Origin of the sequence: Acinetobacter sp. CFCC 10889, from assembly GCF_003268395.1 — a bacterium.
Taxonomy (GTDB): domain Bacteria; phylum Pseudomonadota; class Gammaproteobacteria; order Pseudomonadales; family Moraxellaceae; genus Acinetobacter.
In genome coordinates, this window is sequence record NZ_LQXQ01000042.1 from 1 (window position 1) to 19,882 (window position 19,882).

Annotated in this window: 17 protein-coding genes and 1 pseudogene; 12 read left to right on the top strand and 6 right to left on the bottom strand. The window is 37.0% G+C overall.

Going from position 1 to position 19,882, the window contains the following annotated elements; translation table 11 throughout:
- Nucleotides 1–66: 66 nt before the first annotated feature.
- Entirely contained in the window at nt 67–738 is a 672-nt protein-coding gene (gene rpiA, locus AVJ19_RS14825; RefSeq protein ID WP_087553036.1) for a ribose-5-phosphate isomerase RpiA, read from the bottom strand.
- 115 nt (nt 739–853) lie between these two features.
- Here rpiA and ilvA point away from each other — a divergent pair, with 115 nt between their 5' ends.
- From ilvA to AVJ19_RS14865, 8 genes are all read left to right on the top strand, one after another.
- Complete coding sequence (ilvA, locus tag AVJ19_RS14830) at nt 854–2,392, top strand: threonine ammonia-lyase, biosynthetic (RefSeq protein WP_111860439.1); 1,539 nt, start codon at nt 854–856, stop codon at nt 2,390–2,392.
- A gap of 565 nt (nt 2,393–2,957) precedes the next feature.
- Nucleotides 2,958–4,403: an OmpP1/FadL family transporter gene (locus AVJ19_RS14835; RefSeq protein ID WP_162626624.1), complete on the top strand. Its 1,446-nt coding sequence runs from the start codon at nt 2,958–2,960 to the stop codon at nt 4,401–4,403.
- A 190-nt stretch (nt 4,404–4,593) separates the two neighbouring features.
- Nucleotides 4,594–6,684, top strand: a complete 2,091-nt coding sequence (ppk1, locus tag AVJ19_RS14840; RefSeq protein ID WP_111860441.1) for a polyphosphate kinase 1 — start codon at nt 4,594–4,596, stop codon at nt 6,682–6,684.
- Nucleotides 6,685–7,045: 361 nt separating this feature from the next.
- Nucleotides 7,046–8,008 (top strand): allantoinase PuuE, encoded by a 963-nt coding sequence (puuE, locus tag AVJ19_RS14845; protein ID WP_111860442.1) that lies wholly within the window; start codon nt 7,046–7,048, stop codon nt 8,006–8,008.
- Between the two features lie 141 nt (nt 8,009–8,149).
- Nucleotides 8,150–8,653 carry a 2-oxo-4-hydroxy-4-carboxy-5-ureidoimidazoline decarboxylase gene (gene uraD / locus AVJ19_RS14850; RefSeq protein WP_111860443.1) on the top strand — a complete coding sequence of 168 codons (504 nt, stop codon included), beginning with the start codon at nt 8,150–8,152 and terminating at the stop codon, nt 8,651–8,653.
- Nucleotides 8,650–8,967, top strand: coding sequence for a hydroxyisourate hydrolase (gene uraH, locus AVJ19_RS14855; RefSeq protein WP_111860444.1), 318 nt, complete (start codon nt 8,650–8,652; stop codon nt 8,965–8,967). Before uraD ends, uraH begins: the two co-directional genes overlap by 4 nt.
- Nucleotides 8,968–9,020: 53 nt before the next feature.
- On the top strand, nt 9,021–10,382 hold the full coding sequence (locus tag AVJ19_RS14860; protein ID WP_111860445.1) for a nucleobase:cation symporter-2 family protein: 1,362 nt from the start codon (nt 9,021–9,023) through the stop codon (nt 10,380–10,382).
- Nucleotides 10,383–10,577: 195 nt separating this feature from the next.
- Entirely contained in the window at nt 10,578–11,297 is a 720-nt protein-coding gene (locus tag AVJ19_RS14865; protein WP_111860446.1) for an outer membrane protein OmpK, read from the top strand.
- A gap of 313 nt (nt 11,298–11,610) precedes the next feature.
- Here the strand turns inward: AVJ19_RS14865 and hpxO are convergent, their stop codons facing one another.
- Nucleotides 11,611–12,768, bottom strand: a complete 1,158-nt coding sequence (hpxO, locus tag AVJ19_RS14870; RefSeq protein WP_111860447.1) for an FAD-dependent urate hydroxylase HpxO — start codon at nt 12,766–12,768, stop codon at nt 11,611–11,613.
- 214 nt (nt 12,769–12,982) lie between these two features.
- Here hpxO and alc point away from each other — a divergent pair, with 214 nt between their 5' ends.
- The gene (gene alc / locus AVJ19_RS14875) at nt 12,983–13,993 is read left to right on the top strand and encodes an allantoicase (protein ID WP_111860464.1); all 1,011 of its coding nucleotides are present in this window, start codon (nt 12,983–12,985) and stop codon (nt 13,991–13,993) included.
- Nucleotides 13,990–14,535 (top strand): ureidoglycolate lyase, encoded by a 546-nt coding sequence (locus tag AVJ19_RS14880; RefSeq protein WP_111860448.1) that lies wholly within the window; start codon nt 13,990–13,992, stop codon nt 14,533–14,535. The genes alc and AVJ19_RS14880 overlap by 4 nt, the downstream gene beginning before the upstream one ends.
- 135 nt (nt 14,536–14,670) lie before the next feature.
- Here the strand turns inward: AVJ19_RS14880 and AVJ19_RS14885 are convergent.
- Nucleotides 14,671–15,436: pseudogene (locus tag AVJ19_RS14885) on the bottom strand (phosphodiester glycosidase family protein).
- 182 nt (nt 15,437–15,618) lie between these two features.
- Here AVJ19_RS14885 and AVJ19_RS14890 point away from each other — a divergent pair.
- Nucleotides 15,619–16,161: a lecithin retinol acyltransferase family protein gene (locus AVJ19_RS14890; RefSeq protein WP_111860449.1), complete on the top strand. Its 543-nt coding sequence runs from the start codon at nt 15,619–15,621 to the stop codon at nt 16,159–16,161.
- 480 nt (nt 16,162–16,641) lie between these two features.
- On the opposite strand, the gene AVJ19_RS14900 is transcribed toward AVJ19_RS14890, so the two are convergent.
- Nucleotides 16,642–17,697, bottom strand: a complete 1,056-nt coding sequence (locus tag AVJ19_RS14900) for an aldo/keto reductase (RefSeq protein ID WP_111860451.1) — start codon at nt 17,695–17,697, stop codon at nt 16,642–16,644.
- 98 nt (nt 17,698–17,795) lie between these two features.
- On the opposite strand from AVJ19_RS14900, the gene AVJ19_RS14905 reads away from it, so the two are divergent.
- Nucleotides 17,796–18,698, top strand: a complete 903-nt coding sequence (locus AVJ19_RS14905; RefSeq protein WP_111860452.1) for a LysR family transcriptional regulator — start codon at nt 17,796–17,798, stop codon at nt 18,696–18,698.
- Between the two features lie 33 nt (nt 18,699–18,731).
- Here the strand turns inward: AVJ19_RS14905 and AVJ19_RS22575 are convergent, their stop codons facing one another.
- Both AVJ19_RS22575 and AVJ19_RS22580 read right to left on the bottom strand, forming a co-directional pair.
- Complete coding sequence (locus AVJ19_RS22575; protein ID WP_228203375.1) at nt 18,732–19,352, bottom strand: helix-turn-helix transcriptional regulator; 621 nt, start codon at nt 19,350–19,352, stop codon at nt 18,732–18,734.
- A complete protein-coding gene (locus AVJ19_RS22580) occupies nt 19,349–19,873 on the bottom strand; it encodes a hypothetical protein (RefSeq protein WP_228203376.1) in 525 nt (174 codons plus the stop codon). The genes AVJ19_RS22575 and AVJ19_RS22580 overlap by 4 nt, the downstream gene beginning before the upstream one ends.
- Nucleotides 19,874–19,882: the final 9 nt, after the last annotated feature.

Here is a 19,882-nt window from a genome sequence, read left to right on the forward strand (position 1 = left end):
AGGGTAGGAGAGTTTCTTTGCCCTCATCCTAGCCTTCTCCCAAAGGGAGAAGGAACTTTCAACATATTAAACCGCAGTACGCTCTTCAATACCATTGTCAGTCGCAACAACAGCAATATCCGCTTTATTAATCGCGAAAATACCGTTACATACTACACCCGGAATATCATTCAAGGTCTTTTCTAACTCTAATGCATTCAAAATATTTAAATTGAATACATCCAAGATTACGTTGCCGTTATCCGTTACAACACCTTCACGGTAAACAGGATCACCACCGAGTGATACGATTTTACGCGCTACAGCAGAACGTGCCATTGGAATCACTTCGACAGGAAGTGGAAATTCACGACCAAGTTGCTCAACCCATTTAGAGTCATCCACGATACAAACGAATTTTTTTGCAATTGAAGCCACAATCTTTTCACGTGTTAAGGCAGCACCACCGCCTTTGATCATGTGCATGTGACGATCAATTTCATCTGCGCCATCGACATAAGCATCTAAACCGCCTACATGGTTCATATCAACCACTTCAATACCCAATTTTTTCAAACGTTGTGCAGTTGCTTCAGAACTTGCCACCGCAGCTTCAAGTTGTAGCTCAGGTAAAAGCTCAATGAGGAAGTTTACAGTACTGCCTGTACCGACCCCTAAAATGCCCCCTTTTGGTAAGTGTTTTAAAGCAGCTTTGGCTGCTGCTTGTTTTTTCTCATCTTGGGTAGCATAAAGACTCATGACATCTCTCAATAAATTTTCAAATTTCTGCACATTTCGCATAATTTTAAATCGCAAATGCGCAGGGGTTTGTTACAATCAATGCTCATTTTAAACTGTTATATGGAAAATTAACATGCTGTCTCGTTTGGTTCGACAAATATTACAGGCAACGGTCTATGACGTTGCGATCGAAACCCCACTCGAAGCAGCGCCACGAATTAGTGAAAAACTAAACAACAACATTCGCTTCAAACGCGAAGACTTGCAACCTGTCTTTTCCTTCAAACTGCGCGGTGCCTATAACCGTATCAGTCAATTACCGAAATCTCAGTTGGAACGTGGCGTTATTACTGCTTCTGCGGGTAACCATGCACAAGGCGTGGCACTATCTGGTCAAAAGTTGGGTATTACCGCCATTATTGTGATGCCAAAGACGACGCCTGATATTAAAGTTCAAGCCGTAAAACGTTTGGGTGGTCAAGTTGTTCTACACGGCGATTCTTTTGATGTTGCCAATAAATACGCGATCCAATGTGCTGCTGACGAAGGTATGACTTTCATTCCACCCTATGACGATGAATTGGTCATGGCAGGTCAAGGGACGATTGCCAATGAAATTTTACGTCAATGGCGTGATGTCGATTATGTATTCGTTGCTGTTGGTGGTGGTGGTTTAATCGCAGGTGTAGCCGCGTATTTAGGCGATGTTGCACCGCATGTCAAAGTCATTCCTGTGGAATATGATGAATCAGCATGTTTAAAAGCCGCTTTTGAGCAAAATGAACGTGTGATTTTACCCACTGTTGGCTTATTTGCCGATGGTACAGCTGTTGCACAAATTGGTGAAAAACCATTTGAAGTCATTCAATTACAAAAATCAGATAACTCAGGTCCAATCGTTGAACGTGATGTTGTACTTGTGAATACTGATGAAATCTGTGCAGCAATCAAAGATACTTATGACGAATGTCGTAGCATCGTTGAACCATCGGGTGCAATGGCTTTGGCAGGGATTAAAAAATACGTTGCTGAACATGGTTTAGAAAATAAAAATATGGTGTCGATTGTTTGTGGTGCCAACATGAACTTTGACCGTTTACGTTATATCGCAGAACGTACCGAACTTGGTGAACGTAAAGAAGCGATTTTTGCCGTGACCATTCCAGAAGAAAAAGGTTCATTCCTCAACTTCTGTCGTGCCTTACAAGGTCGTAACATCACTGAATTTAACTACCGTGCGAGCAGTTCTTCTGCGGCACAAGTTTTTGTCGGTATTAGCTTAAAATCAGGTGACAAAGAACGTCATGACATTTATGAAGCGCTAAAAATGCATTATGACGTAGATGATTTATCTGATGATGAAGTGGCTAAACTCCATATTCGTTATTTGATTGGCGGTCATGCAGACATTGAAAATGAACGTCTATTCCGTGTCGAATTCCCTGAGCGTCCAGGTGCATTACTGACTTTCTTGGAGCGTCTAGGACCAACACATAACATTACCCTGTTTCACTACCGTAACCACGGTGCTGCGGAAGGTCGTGTATTAGTGGGTTTAGATGCAGAAGATGCTCAGCAAAATCCAGATGGTTTGGTTGAAACATTGGAAACGATCACTTATCCATATCAGGAAATTACCAATAACTTAGGTTATCAGCGTTTCTTAAAATAATGTTGATTTAAAATATTATTTTAGAATCAAAGCCAGTTTATATATCGTAGACTGGCTTTTACTCAAATATCATTACAATATTTTATTGCCTGAAAAATAAATCATCATATAATTCATAATATTACATTTATTCTAATTTTGAATTCTAAGCATTTGCTTTTGCCAATTCAGAAAATTTAGCAACCCCTCTAATTTATATATAGTTTATAAAATGTGTAATTTAAGACCAATAGTACTTTAAAGCTAAATACCTAAGACACTAATCTAAGACTTTTTGTTGCTATATAAATGTAAAATTTATTATAAAAATACATTAATTTTAGAACAATTACTTCACCATTTTTTAACCAAATAAAAAACTATTATTCATGTAAATAATTACACATAAGTTATTGATTCATTTTTATTTTATTTAACTTTAAGAATAAATCATCAATTTTGGTTATTTTATGAGAATTGTCCAATATATTTCATTATGTTACAACGCCTGCTGTTTTTAGAGTAATTAATCTGTTTTTGTATTATTTACTCATTTGTTAATGATAATTCTTGGATGAAAAACCACATGCGTATGCAACCTAAATTCATCACTGTCGCCATTGCGTTGATCAGTGCAGGTTCAGTCACCCCTACATTTGCACAAGGTTATGGTGTAAATGAACAAAGTATTTCTGCAATGGGCACAGCCTATGCAGGACGTGGGGCGCATGTACAAGATGCATCGATCATTTATGGTAACCCTGCTGGAATCACTCAATTAGAACGTGCAGAAGTCAGTCAAAATGTAACTTTTGTGAAAGCATATTCAGATATTAAACATTCACAAGGTTCAGGCTTAGCACAAAATGGAACCAATGACGGTGACTTTGTCCCAGAAGTTGTTTTAGGTTCAAGCTATGCATCTGTGCCTTTAAATCATTTGGTAAATGGTTTATCTGCAGGGATTGGGTTATATGTCCCTTATGGGATCTCAAGTAATTATGAATCTAGCTTTCAAGGTTCTGTTTTTGGTGACAAAACCAAAGTTAAAGTCATCACTTTGCAACCCACTGTTGCTTATGAAATAAATCCAAAACTGTCTGTTGGTGTTGGTGCAAGCATTAACCGCATGGATGGTGAAATTAACCAAAGTTTGACAGGTATAAGTGATCGTACAGGTCTTAAAGGTGAAGATTTCTCAGGTGGCTACAATCTTGGTTTATTACTACATCCAACGGATAAAACCCATGTAGGCTTAACTTACCACTCTAAAGTTGAATTTAAACTCAAAGATACTGCTTATATCAAAGATTTAAACCCTTTAGCGTTATTGGCAAATCCTCAAGCTGCGGCATTGCTGAGTCAAAAGGGAATTGATCTATCAAAATTGCCTACGTTAAATCACTTAAATATGACATCACATGATGCATCTCTCAAAGTGACAACGCCTGAAAGTGCTGAGTTTTCTGTGTCTTATCAAGCGACACCTGATTTAAACCTATTAGCAAGCGCAACATGGACTCGTTGGAGCCGTTTGGGAACTTTAAGTCCTGAAACAGGTTTTAGTGCAGATTTACTATTAGCACAAAATAGCCAATTGGCTGGATTATTAGGGCAAATGGCAACATCAGGCAAACTCAGCCCACAAGAAATTGCAGGCATTAAGCAAATGGTGAATGCACAATTGGGTGGTCAGCATGATGAAGTATTAAAGTTTAAAGATAACTGGATGTTCAATGTTGGTGCTGAATATACTCTCAATCCACAATGGAAATTACGTGCAGGCTATGCATATGACCAAACCCCTGTAGATACAGCACATCGTACTGTACGTTTACCTTTAGGTAATCGTCATTTAGTCAGTGTGGGTGCAACCTACAATGCTACAACCAATACCTCTGTTGATGCAGGTTATATGTATATCTTTGAAAACACCGCACGTGTGCATCAAGAAAAAGCAGCTACAAGCTATTCAGCAGAATATCAAAACACAGCACATACTGTTGGCTTACAATTAAACCATCGTTTCTAATTTAGCTATATACGATCATTTTCTTGATCATATTTTATTACATTTTTCCTTATCATACAGGTATTTTCCATATCATACCTGTATGATTTTCACACGAATAATAAAATAATTTTTTATATTGATCAATGTAACATAACTGTCATATATTAATCTTAGTATGCCAAGCAAGCTCACCTAGACATTGAAAAAAATGACGCAGATCATGCCCACTTTAGAAAATTTTCAACATAGTTCAGAAACTTATATTAATCGTGAAATCTCACTTTTAGAATTTCATAAACGTGTCTTAGCGCAAGCCAAAGATGAAAATCATCCCCTACTTGAGCGCTTAAATTTCCTGATTATTTTTTCACGTAATTTAGATGAGTTTTTTGAAATTCGCGTGGCAGGTTTAATTAAGCAATTGGACATGAACAGTATTACCACTTCGCCTGATGGCATCCCCAATGAAGTGATTATTCAACAAATTTCTGATATCGCCCATCAAGCCTTGGAAGAACAATATAAAATTTTAAATTATGATCTATTGCCGCAGTTACAAGGTTTTGGCGTTCGCTACATTCAGTTTGCAGATATTTTAGAAAAACATAAGGCGTGGATTAAAGATTATTTCTTTAAACAAGTACAACCTGTCGTGACTCCGATCAGCCTTGACCCTGCACATCCATTTCCAAGACTGGTCAATAAAAGTCTAAATTTTATTGTTACCCTTGAGGGTAAAGATGCATTTGGTCGTCAAATTGAACTTGCGATTGTCCCTGCCCCTCGCTCATTGCCTCGTTTAGTCAAATTACCCACTGAACTCACTGGTGGTGAAGAACATTACATTTTATTGTCTGCGATTATTCAACAACATATCAGTGATTTGTTCCCAGGTATGGTGGCAACTGGCTGTTATCAATTTCGTGTCACACGTAATGCTGATTTGACATTGGCAGAAGATGTAGATGATTTGGCTGTAGCATTAAAAGATGAATTATCTTCTCGCCGTTTTGGTCGTGCAGTCCGTTTAGAAGTCACTAAAAATTGCCCAAATGATATCAGTCATTATTTGCTTGAGCAGTTCGATCTTGACCCAATGCACTTATATAAAGTTGATGGTCCTGTCAATTTAGCGCGTTTGGTCACTAACTTCGATATTCCTGAATTACGTTTTAAGCCTTATCAAGCTGTGATTCCAAAAGCTTTACGTAGTGCTCCACAGATTTTTGAGGTGTTGAGTAAGCGCGACATTTTACTACATCATCCCTTTGATTCTTTTGCACCTGTCATTAATCTCTTAAAAGAAGCAGCCAAAGATCCTAATGTATTGGCGATTAAACAGACTTTATACCGCAGTGGTCCAGACTCCGAAATTGTGCAAGTCTTAGCAGAAGCCGCACGCAATGGTAAAGAAGTCACGGCGATCATTGAGCTACGTGCTCGTTTTGATGAAGAATCCAATATTACTGTCGCCAATATTTTGCAAGAAGCGGGTGCAGTTGTGGTGTATGGTATTGTTGGTTATAAAACCCATGCCAAAATGATTTTAGTGGTACGCCGTGAAGCTGATAAATTAAAACGTTATGTACATTTAGGGACAGGAAATTACCATGCAGGTAATGCTAAAATGTACACCGATTATGGTTTAATGACGACAGATGCTGATATTTGTGAAGATGTGCATAAGATTTTCCAAGAACTCACGGGTATGGGACGTATGGCAAAATCACAAAAATTATTTCATGCACCATTTACCTTACATGCACAACTTTTAAATTTGATTGAACAAGAAATAAAGCATGCTCAAGCAGGTTTACCCGCACGTATTATTATTAAAGTCAATGCTTTAACTGAACCAAAACTCATCGCAGCCCTTTATAAGGCTTCACAAGCAGGCGTAAAAGTGGATTTAATCATTCGTTCAATCTGCTGTTTGCGTCCACAAGTAAAAGGTTTATCGGAAAATATCATGGTACGTTCGATCGTTGGACGGTTTCTTGAACATACTCGTGTCTATTATTTCCAAAATAATGACGATGCAAAATTATATTGTGGTAGTGCAGATTGGATGGGGCGTAATTTATTCTCCCGTGTCGAAACCTGTTTCCCGATTGAGGATAAAAAACTACGTAAACAAATTATTGATGATGGTTTACTCAACTATTTAAAAGACAATGTCCGCGCTTGGGAACTCGATGCTCATGCTCAATGGACTGCTTTAAAACCTGAAAATACAGAAACCTCTTTTATTGCTCAACAACATTTAATGGATCAACGAGTGATTAAAACCATTGCTTAATCACTCGTTTTAAGTCAAAAATGGTTTGCATTGGCTCAAACCATTTTATTAACAATAATTTTATTTTAATCAAATATTTCCCCAAACACGTACAGCTTCAGGGATTTTTTCATTTTTAAATTGTATAGCATACTATTCTTTGGTCAATATTTACCTATGATAATCATTATTCTCATTTCAAAATATTCTTAACATCCTACATCCACCTTTATATGCACCTATCCAAAAATTGGTATAATTATTGCTTTAAAATAACAATTACTTTTTCTTTTGATCAGTGAGTCTATTTTAAAGCTTGATATTACTCAGATAAAATTACTCCTCATCATATCTAGCAGACCTAACCACAAGGATATACACGGTGACAACGGCTTATTTACGCGGTCAAACCCTGATTGATGCTATTCAGGATGCCCCTTATTCACGAGATTTAATTGGCTATCATGGGCGTCCCCCAGTGGTACAGTGGCCGAATCAGGCACGCATCGCTGTCCAGTTTGTCCTGAATTATGAAGAAGGTGGCGAAAATCACGTCGAACATGGCGATGCAGGTTCTGAACAATTTCTATCCGATATTATTGGTGCAGCTAGTTTTCCTGAACGCCATATGTCAATGGATTCGATGTATGAATATGGCACTCGCGCAGGATTTTGGCGTATTCATGACGAATTTCAAAAACGTGGTTTACCGATGACAGTTTTTGGCGTGGGAATGGCACTAGTGCGTAACCCTTATATTGTCGATGCTATTCGTCAAGCCAATTATGATGTTGTGTCACATGGGCAACGCTGGTTGCATTATCAACATGTTGACCTTACCACCGAACGCCAACATATGGATCAAGCAATTAGTGTGCTTGAAGCATTATTCAATAAAACCCCAATTGGTTGGTACACAGGACGTGATAGTCCACGTACACGCCAACTACTTGCCGAATTTCCACAAATTAAATATGACTGCGATTATTATGGCGATGACTTGCCCTTTTGGACAAAACTCACCTCAGAATCAGGTATTACTCGACCACATTTAATTATTCCATATACGCTTGAAAGTAATGATATGAAATTTTGTTCCCCAGGCGGTTTTAATAGTGGTGAACAATTTTATCAATATTTAAAAGATGCTTTTGATGTTTTATATGCAGAAGGCGAAACTGCATCTAAAATGTTATCTATAGGTATGCACTGTCGTATTTTAGGGCGCCCAGGGCGCTTTAAAGCACTACAACGCTTTTTAGATTATGTGCAATCTAAAGAAAAAGTCTGGATTTGTCGCCGTGCAGATATTGCCGAATATTGGTATAAAAATCACATAGTATAATTTAACATTTATGATCAAAAAGAGTGCTTTAAATACACTCTTTTTTTATTTTTATACTCTTAATTTAATAACTTATTCAAATTTGGCATCGTTATTGCAGATTAAACTCTAAGATTTTTTGAATAGCTTTAGGTATGCATAATGCGACTTTCGGAATTTAATCAGAGCCAAAATGGCGAGGTCAATACACTACTCAAACATTGTGTACATATCGAACGTTGGGCTCATGACATTTTACAACAGCGCCCCTTTGCATCGAAAGAAATACTGTTACAAAGTGCACATCGACATGCCACCACATGGACATGGGATGAAATTCTCGCTGCCCTGAATACACACCCTCGTATTGGTGAAAAAAAAGCACAAGCAGAACTCTCTACAAAAGAACAGAGGTTCTCTGACCGTGAACAAGCAGCAGTCATGCAAGACTCGGCGACTCAACAAGCACTTTTTCAAGGCAATGTTAGCTATGAAAAAAAATTCGGTTTCATCTTTTTAATTAAAGCTTCTGGTTTAAATAGCGAAGAAATTCTCACGGCTCTTAATTATCGTCTAAGCAATGACTTTGACAGTGAAAAACGCATTGTACATCAACAACTTTTGGAAATCGCACAACTTCGTCTTGCTCAGGAGATTCAAGCATGATCAGTACCCATATTCTTGATACCCATTTGGGCAAGCCTGCTGCCAATGTCAAAGTGAAATTATATGCCGAGCAAAATTACCTTGCTGAAGCCTATACCAATGCAGATGGTCGTGTTTCTGCATTTGATGTGATGGATTTAACCGCAGGTGTCTATGCGCTTGAATTTGATGTTGGGGCTTATTTTCAAGACAAAAATACCGCTACATTTTTTCCTAAAGCCGTGATTCATTTTCAGGTACACGACATCAGCCAACATTATCACATTCCATTATTGATCAGTCCTTTTGCCTACTCAACTTATCGTGGTAGCTAAGCCAATCATTTATAAATCAGTCTTTTATCGTTTAGATTCAACAGGGGAATACAATGTCAGAACATGAAAAAATATCACCTGAACATGAATATTTGGGCGCAGGGAAAAGTGCCGCTTATGGTTTACAACACGTTTTAACCATGTACGGTGGCATTATTGCCCCACCTTTAATTGTAGGTACAGCAGCAGGTTTATCTGCCGCACAAATTGGTTTACTGATTGCAGCAGCTCTATTTGTCGGTGGACTTGCCACCATTTTACAAACCGTTGGCGTTAAATACATCGGGGCAAAATTACCACTGGTACAAGGCGTTTCTTTTGCAGGCGTTGCAACCATGGTGGCGATTGTGACCACAGGCGGTGGCTTATCTGCGGTATATGGTGCCGTGATTGTTGCCTCGCTGATTGGTTTTTTCCTTGCGCCGTATTTTTCTAAAATTGTACGCTTTTTCCCACCTGTGGTTACAGGCTGCGTTATTACTATTATTGGGCTATCATTATTGCCTGTAGCTGTACGCTGGATGATGGGTGGCAACAGCAAAGCACCTGAATGGGGCAGTGTAGAAAATATCAGCCTTGCCCTACTCACTCTAGGTATTGTAATTATATTAAATCTATCACGTCATGCAGGTATTCGTCGTTTATCCATTTTACTGTCAATTGTTTTAGGTACTATTTGTGCCTATCTATTAGACTTTGGTAATTTTAGTCAAGTTTCACAAGGCGCATGGGTACAAATCCCAAGTCTATTTGCTTTTGGTATGCCGACCTTTGAAATCACTGCTATTCTATCCATGCTCATTGTGACCTTAGTGATTATGACTGAGACTACGGCTGATATTTTAGCAGTAGGTGAAATCGTCGAGACTAAAGTGGATTCAAAGCGCATTGCTGATGGTCTACGTGCGGATATGTTCTCTAGTGCTGTTGCACCGATTTTTGGGTCATTTATGCAAAGTGCCTTTGCACAAAATGTCGGTTTAGTAGCGATTACAGGTATTAAGAGCCGTTTTGTGGTGGCTGCGGGTGGCATTATTTTGGTCATTCTCGGCTTATTACCGATTATGGGGCGTTTAATTGCCGCAATTCCTGTACCTGTTTTAGGTGGTGCGGGTTTGGTTTTATTCGGTACAGTGGCAGCGAGTGGTATTCGTACGTTGGCTAAAATTGATTATAACGAACAAAAAAATCTAATTATTGTCGCAACTGCCATTGCAGCAGGAATGATTCCAATTATTGATCACTCTTTTTATGCAAATTTTCCAAAGTGGGTACAAACTTTATTTCATTCTGGTATTAGCTCGACTTGTTTAATGGCAATTTTACTGAACATTTTGTTTAATCATCTCAACTTTTTTAAAAATAAAAAAGACAGTTTAGTGGTTAATAAGTCTGTGATGAACTCGCATCATTAAACATCTAAGCTTCAATAGCCATGATCATGATAAAAACAAATCAGCATAAGCGTTAAAAAGCAAAAAAACAATTTCCCGCATAAGCGGGATTTTTTTATTTTAAATAATAATTAAAAATTATTCAAAAACAAAAAGTTGGCTTTATTTTTGCATTATTTAATATGACTGTTTTTTTATGCTTTTTGGATGCTTGAAATGAAATTAATCCCTATTTTTACGCTTACTGCACTTAGTGCGATCACACTGAGTACACACGCTGCCCCACTTTGGCAAGACTTTAGCGTCACAGGATTATATGGCAAAGATTATCAATTAATCGCTCGTGAAGATAAGCAATCAACTGTAACTTTTGAATATGCAGCTAAATTAAAATATGGTGATTTTTTTGCTTTCGCTGACCGTACTGATAATGATGTGAATGGTAAAAATACCTATTTTGAAGTTTCGCCACGTTTAAGCCTTAGTGCAGTATCAGGACAAAAAATCGCATTTGGTCCTGTAAAAGATATTTCTTTTTCAACCACTTGGGAAGGTGGTGATGACATGAATAATTATCTATATGGTATAGGCTTGGACTTGACTGTGCCCTATTTTCGTTATTTTAATGTAAATCTATACCGTGCTAATAATGACAATATTAATGATGATTATCAAATGACCTTAACCTACGGCCTACCGCTCAGTTTTGCGTCCGAAGATTTTCTGATTGATGGCTTTTTAGATTGGTCTACGGCGGAAGATGATCATGCTAGTGAAATGAACTGGACAACACAATGGAAATGGAACGCAGGCAAGCATATTTCACCCGATACTCGCTTATACCTTGGTATCGAGCATTCAGTCTGGAACAACAAATATGGTATTAAAAGCAAAGATGAAAACAATGTCAGTGCTTTAGTCAAATATCATTTTTAGTATCATATTTAAGGTGCTTTTGTACAATGCAAAGCACCTTTTTACAAAGAACAGTTTCTATTAAGAAGATGCAAAGATCTAGCATTAAAATTTATTTAAATCAGTAAGTTGATCACAAAAAAGTTAATTAAGCGTTTTTCGAGTCTACGCAAAGATATCTTTATTGGCAGTTTATTATTTACAAATATGATTTAAATTTCATAAGGTAATTTAAGTTAAATCCGCTTTTTAAATTACCTCTTTTCACACAAGGAAAATAATTGCAAGCGATAAACACATTCAGCAATTATTTCCTGTCTATTTTAATGAACGATTAATCGAGTGGATTTCCAACAATATTACTAATAATACCACGCATAATATGCGGCCCTTGTTCCTGACGTAAATCTTCATACCATGCCTGTGTCACAGCTTCATCTTTCATATGTGTGACATCACAACGTTTACGAGCACGTAACACCAGTTCATTAGCACGTTCATTGCGTTTATTTTGATAACGTTTGAGCGAGTCTTGCACACTTAAAGTGTTAATTTGCAAGGCACGTGCTAAATAAATTGCATCTTCCATCGCTTGACATCCGCCCTGACCAATATCAGGCGTGGTACTGTGGGCAGCATCACCAACCATCACTACCCGTCCTTTATAAAAATCAGCAAAAGGTTCGATATCATGGATTTCAACACGATTGGTTTTTTGTACATCAATACACTCAATTAGATTTTGGACTTGTGGACACCATCCTGCAAAATAATCTTTTAATAAACTTTGATACTGACTACGGTCATTACTCAAACCTACAGGTAAAGGCACATCAAAGAAGAAATAAAAGCGCCCATCTGCCACAGGCATAAGTGATGCACGTTTGCCTTCACCGACGAAAGTTGTCCATTGATCTGCAGGTGCAAGTGTATCCGAAATATCCACTAAACCATTCCAATTAACATAACCTGCGTAACGGCGCTCGACTTGTTCACCTAACACATAGGCACGGGTAATGGAATGTGTACCATCAGCACCGACCAAAAGCTGCGTGTTAATTTTCGTACCATCGGCAAATTGTACTGTGACGACATCGCCATGATCCTGTAGCGCTACCATTTTTTTACCCAAATGAATGTCTTCACGCCCAAATTCATCCATGAGCATATTTTGTAATTCGGCACGGGACACAGGATAAGGACGTTGCCCAACTTCTTCAATCAATGGATAAAGGCTAAATTGGGTCATCACATCGCCTGTTAAACCATCGACATAGGCCAAATGATCCATCTGCCCACCAAGTTTTGACACTTGTTCAGTTAAACCTAAATAATTTAAGCACTTTACACCATTTGACCATAATGAAATGGCTGCCCCCATCGGTAAAATTTGTTCCGCTTGTTCATAGATGGTGACTTGATGTCCAAACTTTTTTAGTGCAATTCCTGTGGTCACCCCCCCCATGCCTGCACCAATAATTGTAATCTCCATCTATTTCTCCTTCAGGTATTTGATTTATTTCCTCTACTGAAAAGCGAAAAGCGTGCCATTTCTATAAAAATGGCATAAATTTATGCAAAAGTTGGCACAGGCTGTGCATCATAAACAACTGTAATCCCCTATTTTTATAGGGTCTTGATACAAGATGCAGCAAATTTGTTACATGAATAATCACTTATTTAAAAAGGATGAATGGAAAATCAATATGGCGACTTTATTTGCACCTTTGTTTGAAATCCCTGCACCATTATTGCAACTCACCAATCTTGCAGATGCCCGAATTGGTGCAGAAGTACTTGAATGTTCTGATGAATTTTTTGCTGAAGCAAAACGCATGTTGCAATTTGATGCACCTATTTTTGTCGAAGATAAATTTGATGATCATGGTAAATGGATGGACGGTTGGGAAACTCGTCGTAAACGCCATGTAGGCTATGACTGGGCAATCATTCGTTTAGGCGTGGCAGGCAAAATTCAGGCTGTTGATATTGATACCACTTTCTTTACAGGCAATTATCCTGCTTCTGCTTCGGTTGAAGCTTGCTATGCTCCAGAAGGTGATTTAAGCCAAGTAGAATGGCACAGCCTACTCTCCAACTCTGTGCTAGGTTCAAGTCAACATCATTTATTTGATGTAAGCTCTGAATACACTTTTACCCATGTGCGCTTAAATATTTTTCCTGATGGCGGTGTGGCGCGTTTTCGTGTCTATGGCACTGTCGCTATGCAACATACTAATAGCGAAGAAAATGTTGATTTACTGGCGCTAGAAAATGGCGGACGTGTAATTGCCTATAGTGATGCGCATTTTGGTCACCCACGTAATTTAATTAATCCTGGGCGTGGCATCAATATGGGAGATGGTTGGGAAACTAAGCGCCGCCGTGCACCGGGCTTTGATTGGTGTATTTTAGCTTTGGGACAAGCAGGTCAAATAGACAAACTTGAAGTCGATACTGCACATTTTAAAGGTAATTATCCTGCACAAGTCTCCATTCAAGCCACGTATATTGAAGATGCAACAGATCCACAACTGATTCCACAAAGTATGTTCTGGCCGTATTTACTCGAAGCACAAGATATGCAGATGGATCATATCCATCTATTTATGAACGAAATTTTACAACATGAAAAAATTTCCCATTTACGTATTAATATGATCCCTGACGGCGGGATTAGCCGTATTCGTGCATGGGGGAAAACGAAAAAAGAATGAATCAGACCAACAAAGTCGCCGAGCAACATGCTCAAGAAACCGTTTCACACATCATTCAGGTGCAAGCCTTAACAGCACATAATTTTGCACCTTTTGGGGAAGTAATCGCCTGTCAAGGCAATGACTTTTTTCACATCAATGATGCACATACCGAACGTTATCATGCCCTTGTGGCAACAGAAGCGAATGGCGATGCAAAAACGGGAATTAGTATTTTTCGTAATATTCGAGCGACACATTTCCCTGTCAATATTGAGATGCTAGAACGTCATCCACAAGGGTCGCAAGCTTTTATTCCAATGCAAGGGCAAGCATTTTTAATTGTGGTTGCCCCAACATTAAATGCGGATCAACCTGATATTACCCAATTGTGCGCCTTTATTTCTAATGGCTCACAAGGGGTTAATTATCGGGCGGGTACATGGCATCATCCGTTATTAACCTTTGAAGCGCCCAGTGATTTTGCGGTGATTGATCGGATTGGTACAGGCTCAAATTGTGATATTTACCAATTTCCTATGCCTTTAACAGTCCAGTACTAAATCATTACACATAAATATATTATTCACTTGATTTCTATAAAGTTCTTGATTGATCAGGAACTTTATAAATTAAATCATTCATAGCATAGATATAGACGTTGTTATTTTCTTAAAATTAAATCACTAAATTTTGATTTATTGACAGTTTTTTTGCTCTACAAATCCAACGATAGGACCTAAATTAAACCGATGATCACTCCGCCCTACTTGTGGAATATATGCACTCGACACAGAACCATCTAGGTATAATGCATTTTCTATATTCAAATCATTTTTAAAAATCTGTGCAAAATCATAAAAACTGATTCGATCACGACTAATCACAAAATAAAGCTGATTATTTTTAATGCCTACACCATTTCTAATTTTTAACGAGTCTGATTGAGGTAGAAATAGATTGTTAATTTTTCCATCAATAACGAGCATTGGACCTGATTGAGTCGCATACTCCGCTTGAAAATTGGACTGAGCATATTTTTGTGTGATTTGAATTGTTGCTTGCTTTTTATTCCAAGCTAAAACGCCGTTTGGTTGCATTAAAAAAATTACCAAAGCCTTTGGTTTGCATATTGAGTTTAGAAAATTGTTTCGATTTTTCAACATATAAACCCACAGCAGAATAATCAGAATGATACATTCCAGCATTCATTGCAAAGCTTAAAAACTGACATTTGGGTAAATCTTTTGCAATGGCTTTAATCTTGTTATAAGGCTGCTGTTTGGCATTATTTAAAAATAATTGAAGTTGATCCAACTGTGAAATATGTACTACATCGGCAATAATTGTCTGATTTTTCTCTATTTTAATATATTCAGTACTTGCATAAATATTGATAGGAGAAAGTGCAAATAACGCAAAAATTCCCAATACACCACGCTCAGCTAAATTTAATATTTTCATTTTTAGACCATTTTTTATTTCAATCAATCATACGCATAAAAAGCACCAATGCGTATATTTGAATTGTTCAAATATAAATCTTTACTTAATTATTGGGTTTATTCCTACCTTTTTGCTCAAGCTTCGCTATAATGATACATATCTCTTAATGAAATACAGTTGTATACTTTTATTAGAACAACGTGGAATATGCAGATAAAACGTTTCATTCGCTACCCGATCGTGCTCATCTAATCGTCAAAAATTTTGGCTACAGCCATCATGGTATCTATGTAGGCAAAGGTCGTGTCATTCATTATTCTGGTTTCGCTCATTTTTTTAAAAAGCGACCGATTGAAATCACGACACTTGATAAATTTGCACGCAATAAAAAAATTATTATTCGTTTATATGATCAACCTAAATTTAAAAGCCGACATGTGGTTCGTCGTATGCGCAGTCGGATGCATGAAAATAACTATCATTTGATCGTAAATAACTGTGAACATTTATGTAGCTGGGCAATTACAGGCGTGGAAAGTAGCCCACAAGTGGTAAAAATGATGCACCGTCTGACCACAATAGGTTATGTCAGCTCAATCATGACCTATATGAATGGCTTATTTCTTACTCTTGCAACTACTTGTTTTGCTTTAGTTTTGTATATAAAAATGAAACTACGTGAACGAGCAAAAATGGATTTAACCACCTACTTATCTTTACGAGAACAGCACCCTAAAAAATAATGTGTAATTGTTAATATAATTTTTTACAGCAAAAAGACAACACAAATAAAATGATCTCATAAACAATCAAAATCACAGCAAATTGCGATAAGAAAATCATCTCGCCTGATTGACTAGCTGAGCAATGCAATCCTGCAAAACATTTAAAAATCAACTTGTAGATCGTACTGATCGCAAAATAGCTCAAGATCAAGCTCAAAATTAAACTGAAAATATTGACCCATTCCATAGGGGATTTAAACCAATTTTTGCCTTGTTGATATAGCCGATAAAATGTCCATGACAGTCCCAATAATCCAATTGTAGTTAATATAAAAATAAGTGTAATCCATACATGTTCCATTTAAGTTTTGTCCTGATTTTTAAGCATTCTTATGTTGCTAGCATAGCGCAAACAACATCTTAATTTCTCAGAAACTGTCATAAAATTTGAACTTTAATTCCTCTATGAATGTCAATAAGGAACCTATTCGCTTTCAATTATATTTTGCCTATAAACTGAGAGTGAACAATGCTATTAAAGCGTTCAAAAAACTGCCCATTCCAATAGGGATAATAAGGATATGGCGGATAGACAGCACTTATACGATCCAATCTTTGAATTTGATCTACACTTAATTCAAGTTGATTTGCTTGCAGATTATCTTGTAATTGTTGCTGATTTCTTGCCCCGATCAAAACTGTTGCAACTGTAGGTCGTTTTAACAACCAATTTAAAGCAATTTGTGGTACAGAATAACCTATTTCATCCGAAATTTGTTTTAAGACCTCAATAACTTGATACAAGTATTCCTCATTCACTGGTGGTGCAAATTGCGCTGTTTCATGTAGTCGGCTTTGTTTGGGTAATGGATTTTGGCGGTCAAATTTCCCCGTAAGTCTTCCCCATCCCAATGGACTCCACACTACTGCGCCAATTTTCTGATCGTCATTTAAAGGCATTAACTCCCATTCATAATCACGTCCAATCAAAGAATAATACACCTGATGCGCTGTAAATTTTTCATAACCATAACGATCCGCAATGGCTTGTGCTTTCATCAACTGCCATCCCGCAAAGTTAGATGCACCAATATAGCGAACTTTGCCACTCTGAATTAATTGATCAAGCGATTTCATTAATTGTTCAAGTGATGTAAAACTATCAAACTGATGTAGTTGCAAAACGTCTATATAATCTGTATTTAAGCGTTTCAAAGACTGCTCAACAGCATGAATTAAATAATTTCTGCTAAATCCTACATGATTAACCTGTTCATCTGTTCGTATCGCCACCTTAGTTGAAATAATCACATCTTGACGTTGATTTGTTAGTGCTTTTCCTAACATCCGTTCAGATTCTCCATCAGAATAGACATCGGCTGTATCAAAATAATTTATCCCTGCATCAAGACACGATGCAATCATTTGATTGGCTTCAGTCTGATCTGCCTGCCCCCATGCAGAAAATAAAGGACCTTTTCCACCAAGTGTTCCTGCACCAAAACCTAATTCTGACACCTGTAAACCTGAATTTCCTAAAAAATTGTATTTCACCGCTATGCTCAAATCATAAAAGTGATGTACAAAATAACAATGTAGACTCAGCAGAAAAACTAGGATAATTCAAAAACACTTTTCTGATTTTATGGATAATGAATACTGAAGATTTTCAATTTTTCTTACGTGTTGCAAATTTAGGTTCGATAAGCCAAGCTGCAAAAGAAGCAAATATCGCTGTTTCAGTTGCAAGTCAAAAAATTCGGCGATTAGAAACACAACTAAAACTTAGGCTATTTCATCGCACCACGAGAAAACTTAGCCTAACCGAAGAAGCAAAAATTCTTATTGAACAAGGGACTCCCTTCATAAAAGGCTTGCAAACACTAGCTGAAAACCTTAAACACAATGATCAGCAATTGTCAGGCATTATCCACATGACTGCTTCAGCCATATTCGCTACACATGTGTTAATTCCAGCCATTGCCAAATTTATGAAGCAGCATCCTGAATTGAGGATTCATTTAGATTTAAATGATCAAAATATTAATTTAATTGAACGTGGTATGAATCTGGCTATTCGTATTGGTCAATTACAAGACTCTTCGCTTGTCGCTAAAAGATTATGTAAAAATCCTCGTTTGCTCTGTGCTGCGCCTGAGTATATTGATAAATTTGGCACACCGACATCATTAGAAGACCTAAAACAACATCAATGTATAGTACAACATCACCAACATGGCATAAGTGATACATGGTTTTTTGAAGATATTGAAGGCAAACCACAATCCGTTGAAGTTTCTGGAAATTTTATAACTAATTCTGGAGAAGGTGTGCGTCAAGCTGCTTTAGCAGGTTTGGGCATTTCAAACCACTCTTTTTGGCATGTTCAAGAAGATTTAACACAGGGTAAACTGCTTCAAATTCTCCCAAACTATACTGTCAGAACAACTCAAATTTATGCAGTTATACCTGATAAAAATTTTACTCCTTATAAAGTAAAACTGTTGATCGAATACTTAGAAGTTTATCTACAAAGTCATTTTCGATATAAATGACATACGCCCTCTTAATCACAATCATCAATTGAGTTAAACCTGCTCAAAATCACAACGGGCACACATCAATAACTGCATTAGTTCCGTCTGCGATGTACAGCCTGTTTTTGCAAAAATATTTTTAATGTACATCCTTGCAGTCCCATAAGTAATATTCATGTTTTCAGTAATTTGCTCCAATCTTTGCCCATTCACAAAGAGTTCACAAAATAAAAGTTCACGCTTTGCTAACTTATAGCGTTGTATAAGATATTCTTTCGCTAAACTTTGTAGTTGATTTATTTGACTAATAAAAATCATCACTTTCTTTTGATGATTCAATGTATTTAAAGTTTTAAATGGCAAAACCGTTAATAATAAACTTTCCTCACTCGTATCATGCTTAATTGCTAATAATCCACTATTCTTATTTAATAGATTAAAATCTTCACTTAAAGCATTATTAATTAAGTAGTTTAAATCCCCTTGATATTGCTTTAACGTTTTTAAATAGTTATTTTTATCCAACTTTAATAAATCTGTATTCTCCAAAATTTTTTTCGCCAATGAGTTTGTATACTTTAATTGCATATCTTGATTAATTAACATTACACCAAATTTAAAATGATCTAAAATGTGATAAACATCATTTTTCTCATTTTCTAGCAAATTCATCTGTCGATAAATTTGTAAAGCACGACGAAATGCATTCCCAAACGTTGTAATACTTGAGCCTCTTGATCAGAATATTGCATTAACTGTGGAGCTCTATGTACAGCAAATACAGCCCAACTATAAATACTACGCTCTAATAATACTGCCGCAACATGTGTAATATTGGTTGGTTTTACGCATTTTTCATAAAATAAAAATTGGTCAGTTCCAGGCATATCTGCATAAGATGCAAATGAACTTAATAGTGTATCTCCTAAAGATTTATCATTCCACTGAGGAGCATGTAAATGCATATCAATGACTTTAACTTTTTCATCTTGATAAACTTGCATACACTGCTGTGAAATATTATGCGAAAACACAATATCATGTCCTGGACATAATTGATCAGTAATACTTAAAATAGCTGTAGTGCTTCCAGTCAATTTCACGACTTCTGCTAACACATCATTCCAAATGTCTGGCTTTAAAGCAGCCTCATAAATTAACCCAATAATTTTATTTTCTTGTTCAGCTAACATTCCCCATGC

Bases quoted from the DNA above. Each gene is read 5' to 3' on its own strand.
- rpiA (WP_087553036.1), bottom strand. From the start codon at position 738: ATGAGTCTTTATGCTACCCAAGATGAGAAAAAACAAGCAGCAGCCAAA.
- ilvA (WP_111860439.1), top strand. From the start codon at position 854: ATGCTGTCTCGTTTGGTTCGACAAATATTACAGGCAACGGTCTATGAC.
- AVJ19_RS14835 (WP_162626624.1), top strand. From the start codon at position 2,958: ATGCGTATGCAACCTAAATTCATCACTGTCGCCATTGCGTTGATCAGT.
- ppk1 (WP_111860441.1), top strand. From the start codon at position 4,594: ATGACGCAGATCATGCCCACTTTAGAAAATTTTCAACATAGTTCAGAA.
- uraD (WP_111860443.1), top strand. From the start codon at position 8,150: ATGCGACTTTCGGAATTTAATCAGAGCCAAAATGGCGAGGTCAATACA.
- uraH (WP_111860444.1), top strand. From the start codon at position 8,650: ATGATCAGTACCCATATTCTTGATACCCATTTGGGCAAGCCTGCTGCC.
- AVJ19_RS14860 (WP_111860445.1), top strand. From the start codon at position 9,021: ATGTCAGAACATGAAAAAATATCACCTGAACATGAATATTTGGGCGCA.
- AVJ19_RS14865 (WP_111860446.1), top strand. From the start codon at position 10,578: ATGAAATTAATCCCTATTTTTACGCTTACTGCACTTAGTGCGATCACA.
- hpxO (WP_111860447.1), bottom strand. From the start codon at position 12,768: ATGGAGATTACAATTATTGGTGCAGGCATGGGGGGGGTGACCACAGGA.
- alc (WP_111860464.1), top strand. From the start codon at position 12,983: ATGGCGACTTTATTTGCACCTTTGTTTGAAATCCCTGCACCATTATTG.
- AVJ19_RS14880 (WP_111860448.1), top strand. From the start codon at position 13,990: ATGAATCAGACCAACAAAGTCGCCGAGCAACATGCTCAAGAAACCGTT.
- AVJ19_RS14905 (WP_111860452.1), top strand. From the start codon at position 17,796: ATGAATACTGAAGATTTTCAATTTTTCTTACGTGTTGCAAATTTAGGT.
- AVJ19_RS22575 (WP_228203375.1), bottom strand. From the start codon at position 19,352: ATGAATTTGCTAGAAAATGAGAAAAATGATGTTTATCACATTTTAGAT.
- AVJ19_RS22580 (WP_228203376.1), bottom strand. From the start codon at position 19,873: ATGTTAGCTGAACAAGAAAATAAAATTATTGGGTTAATTTATGAGGCT.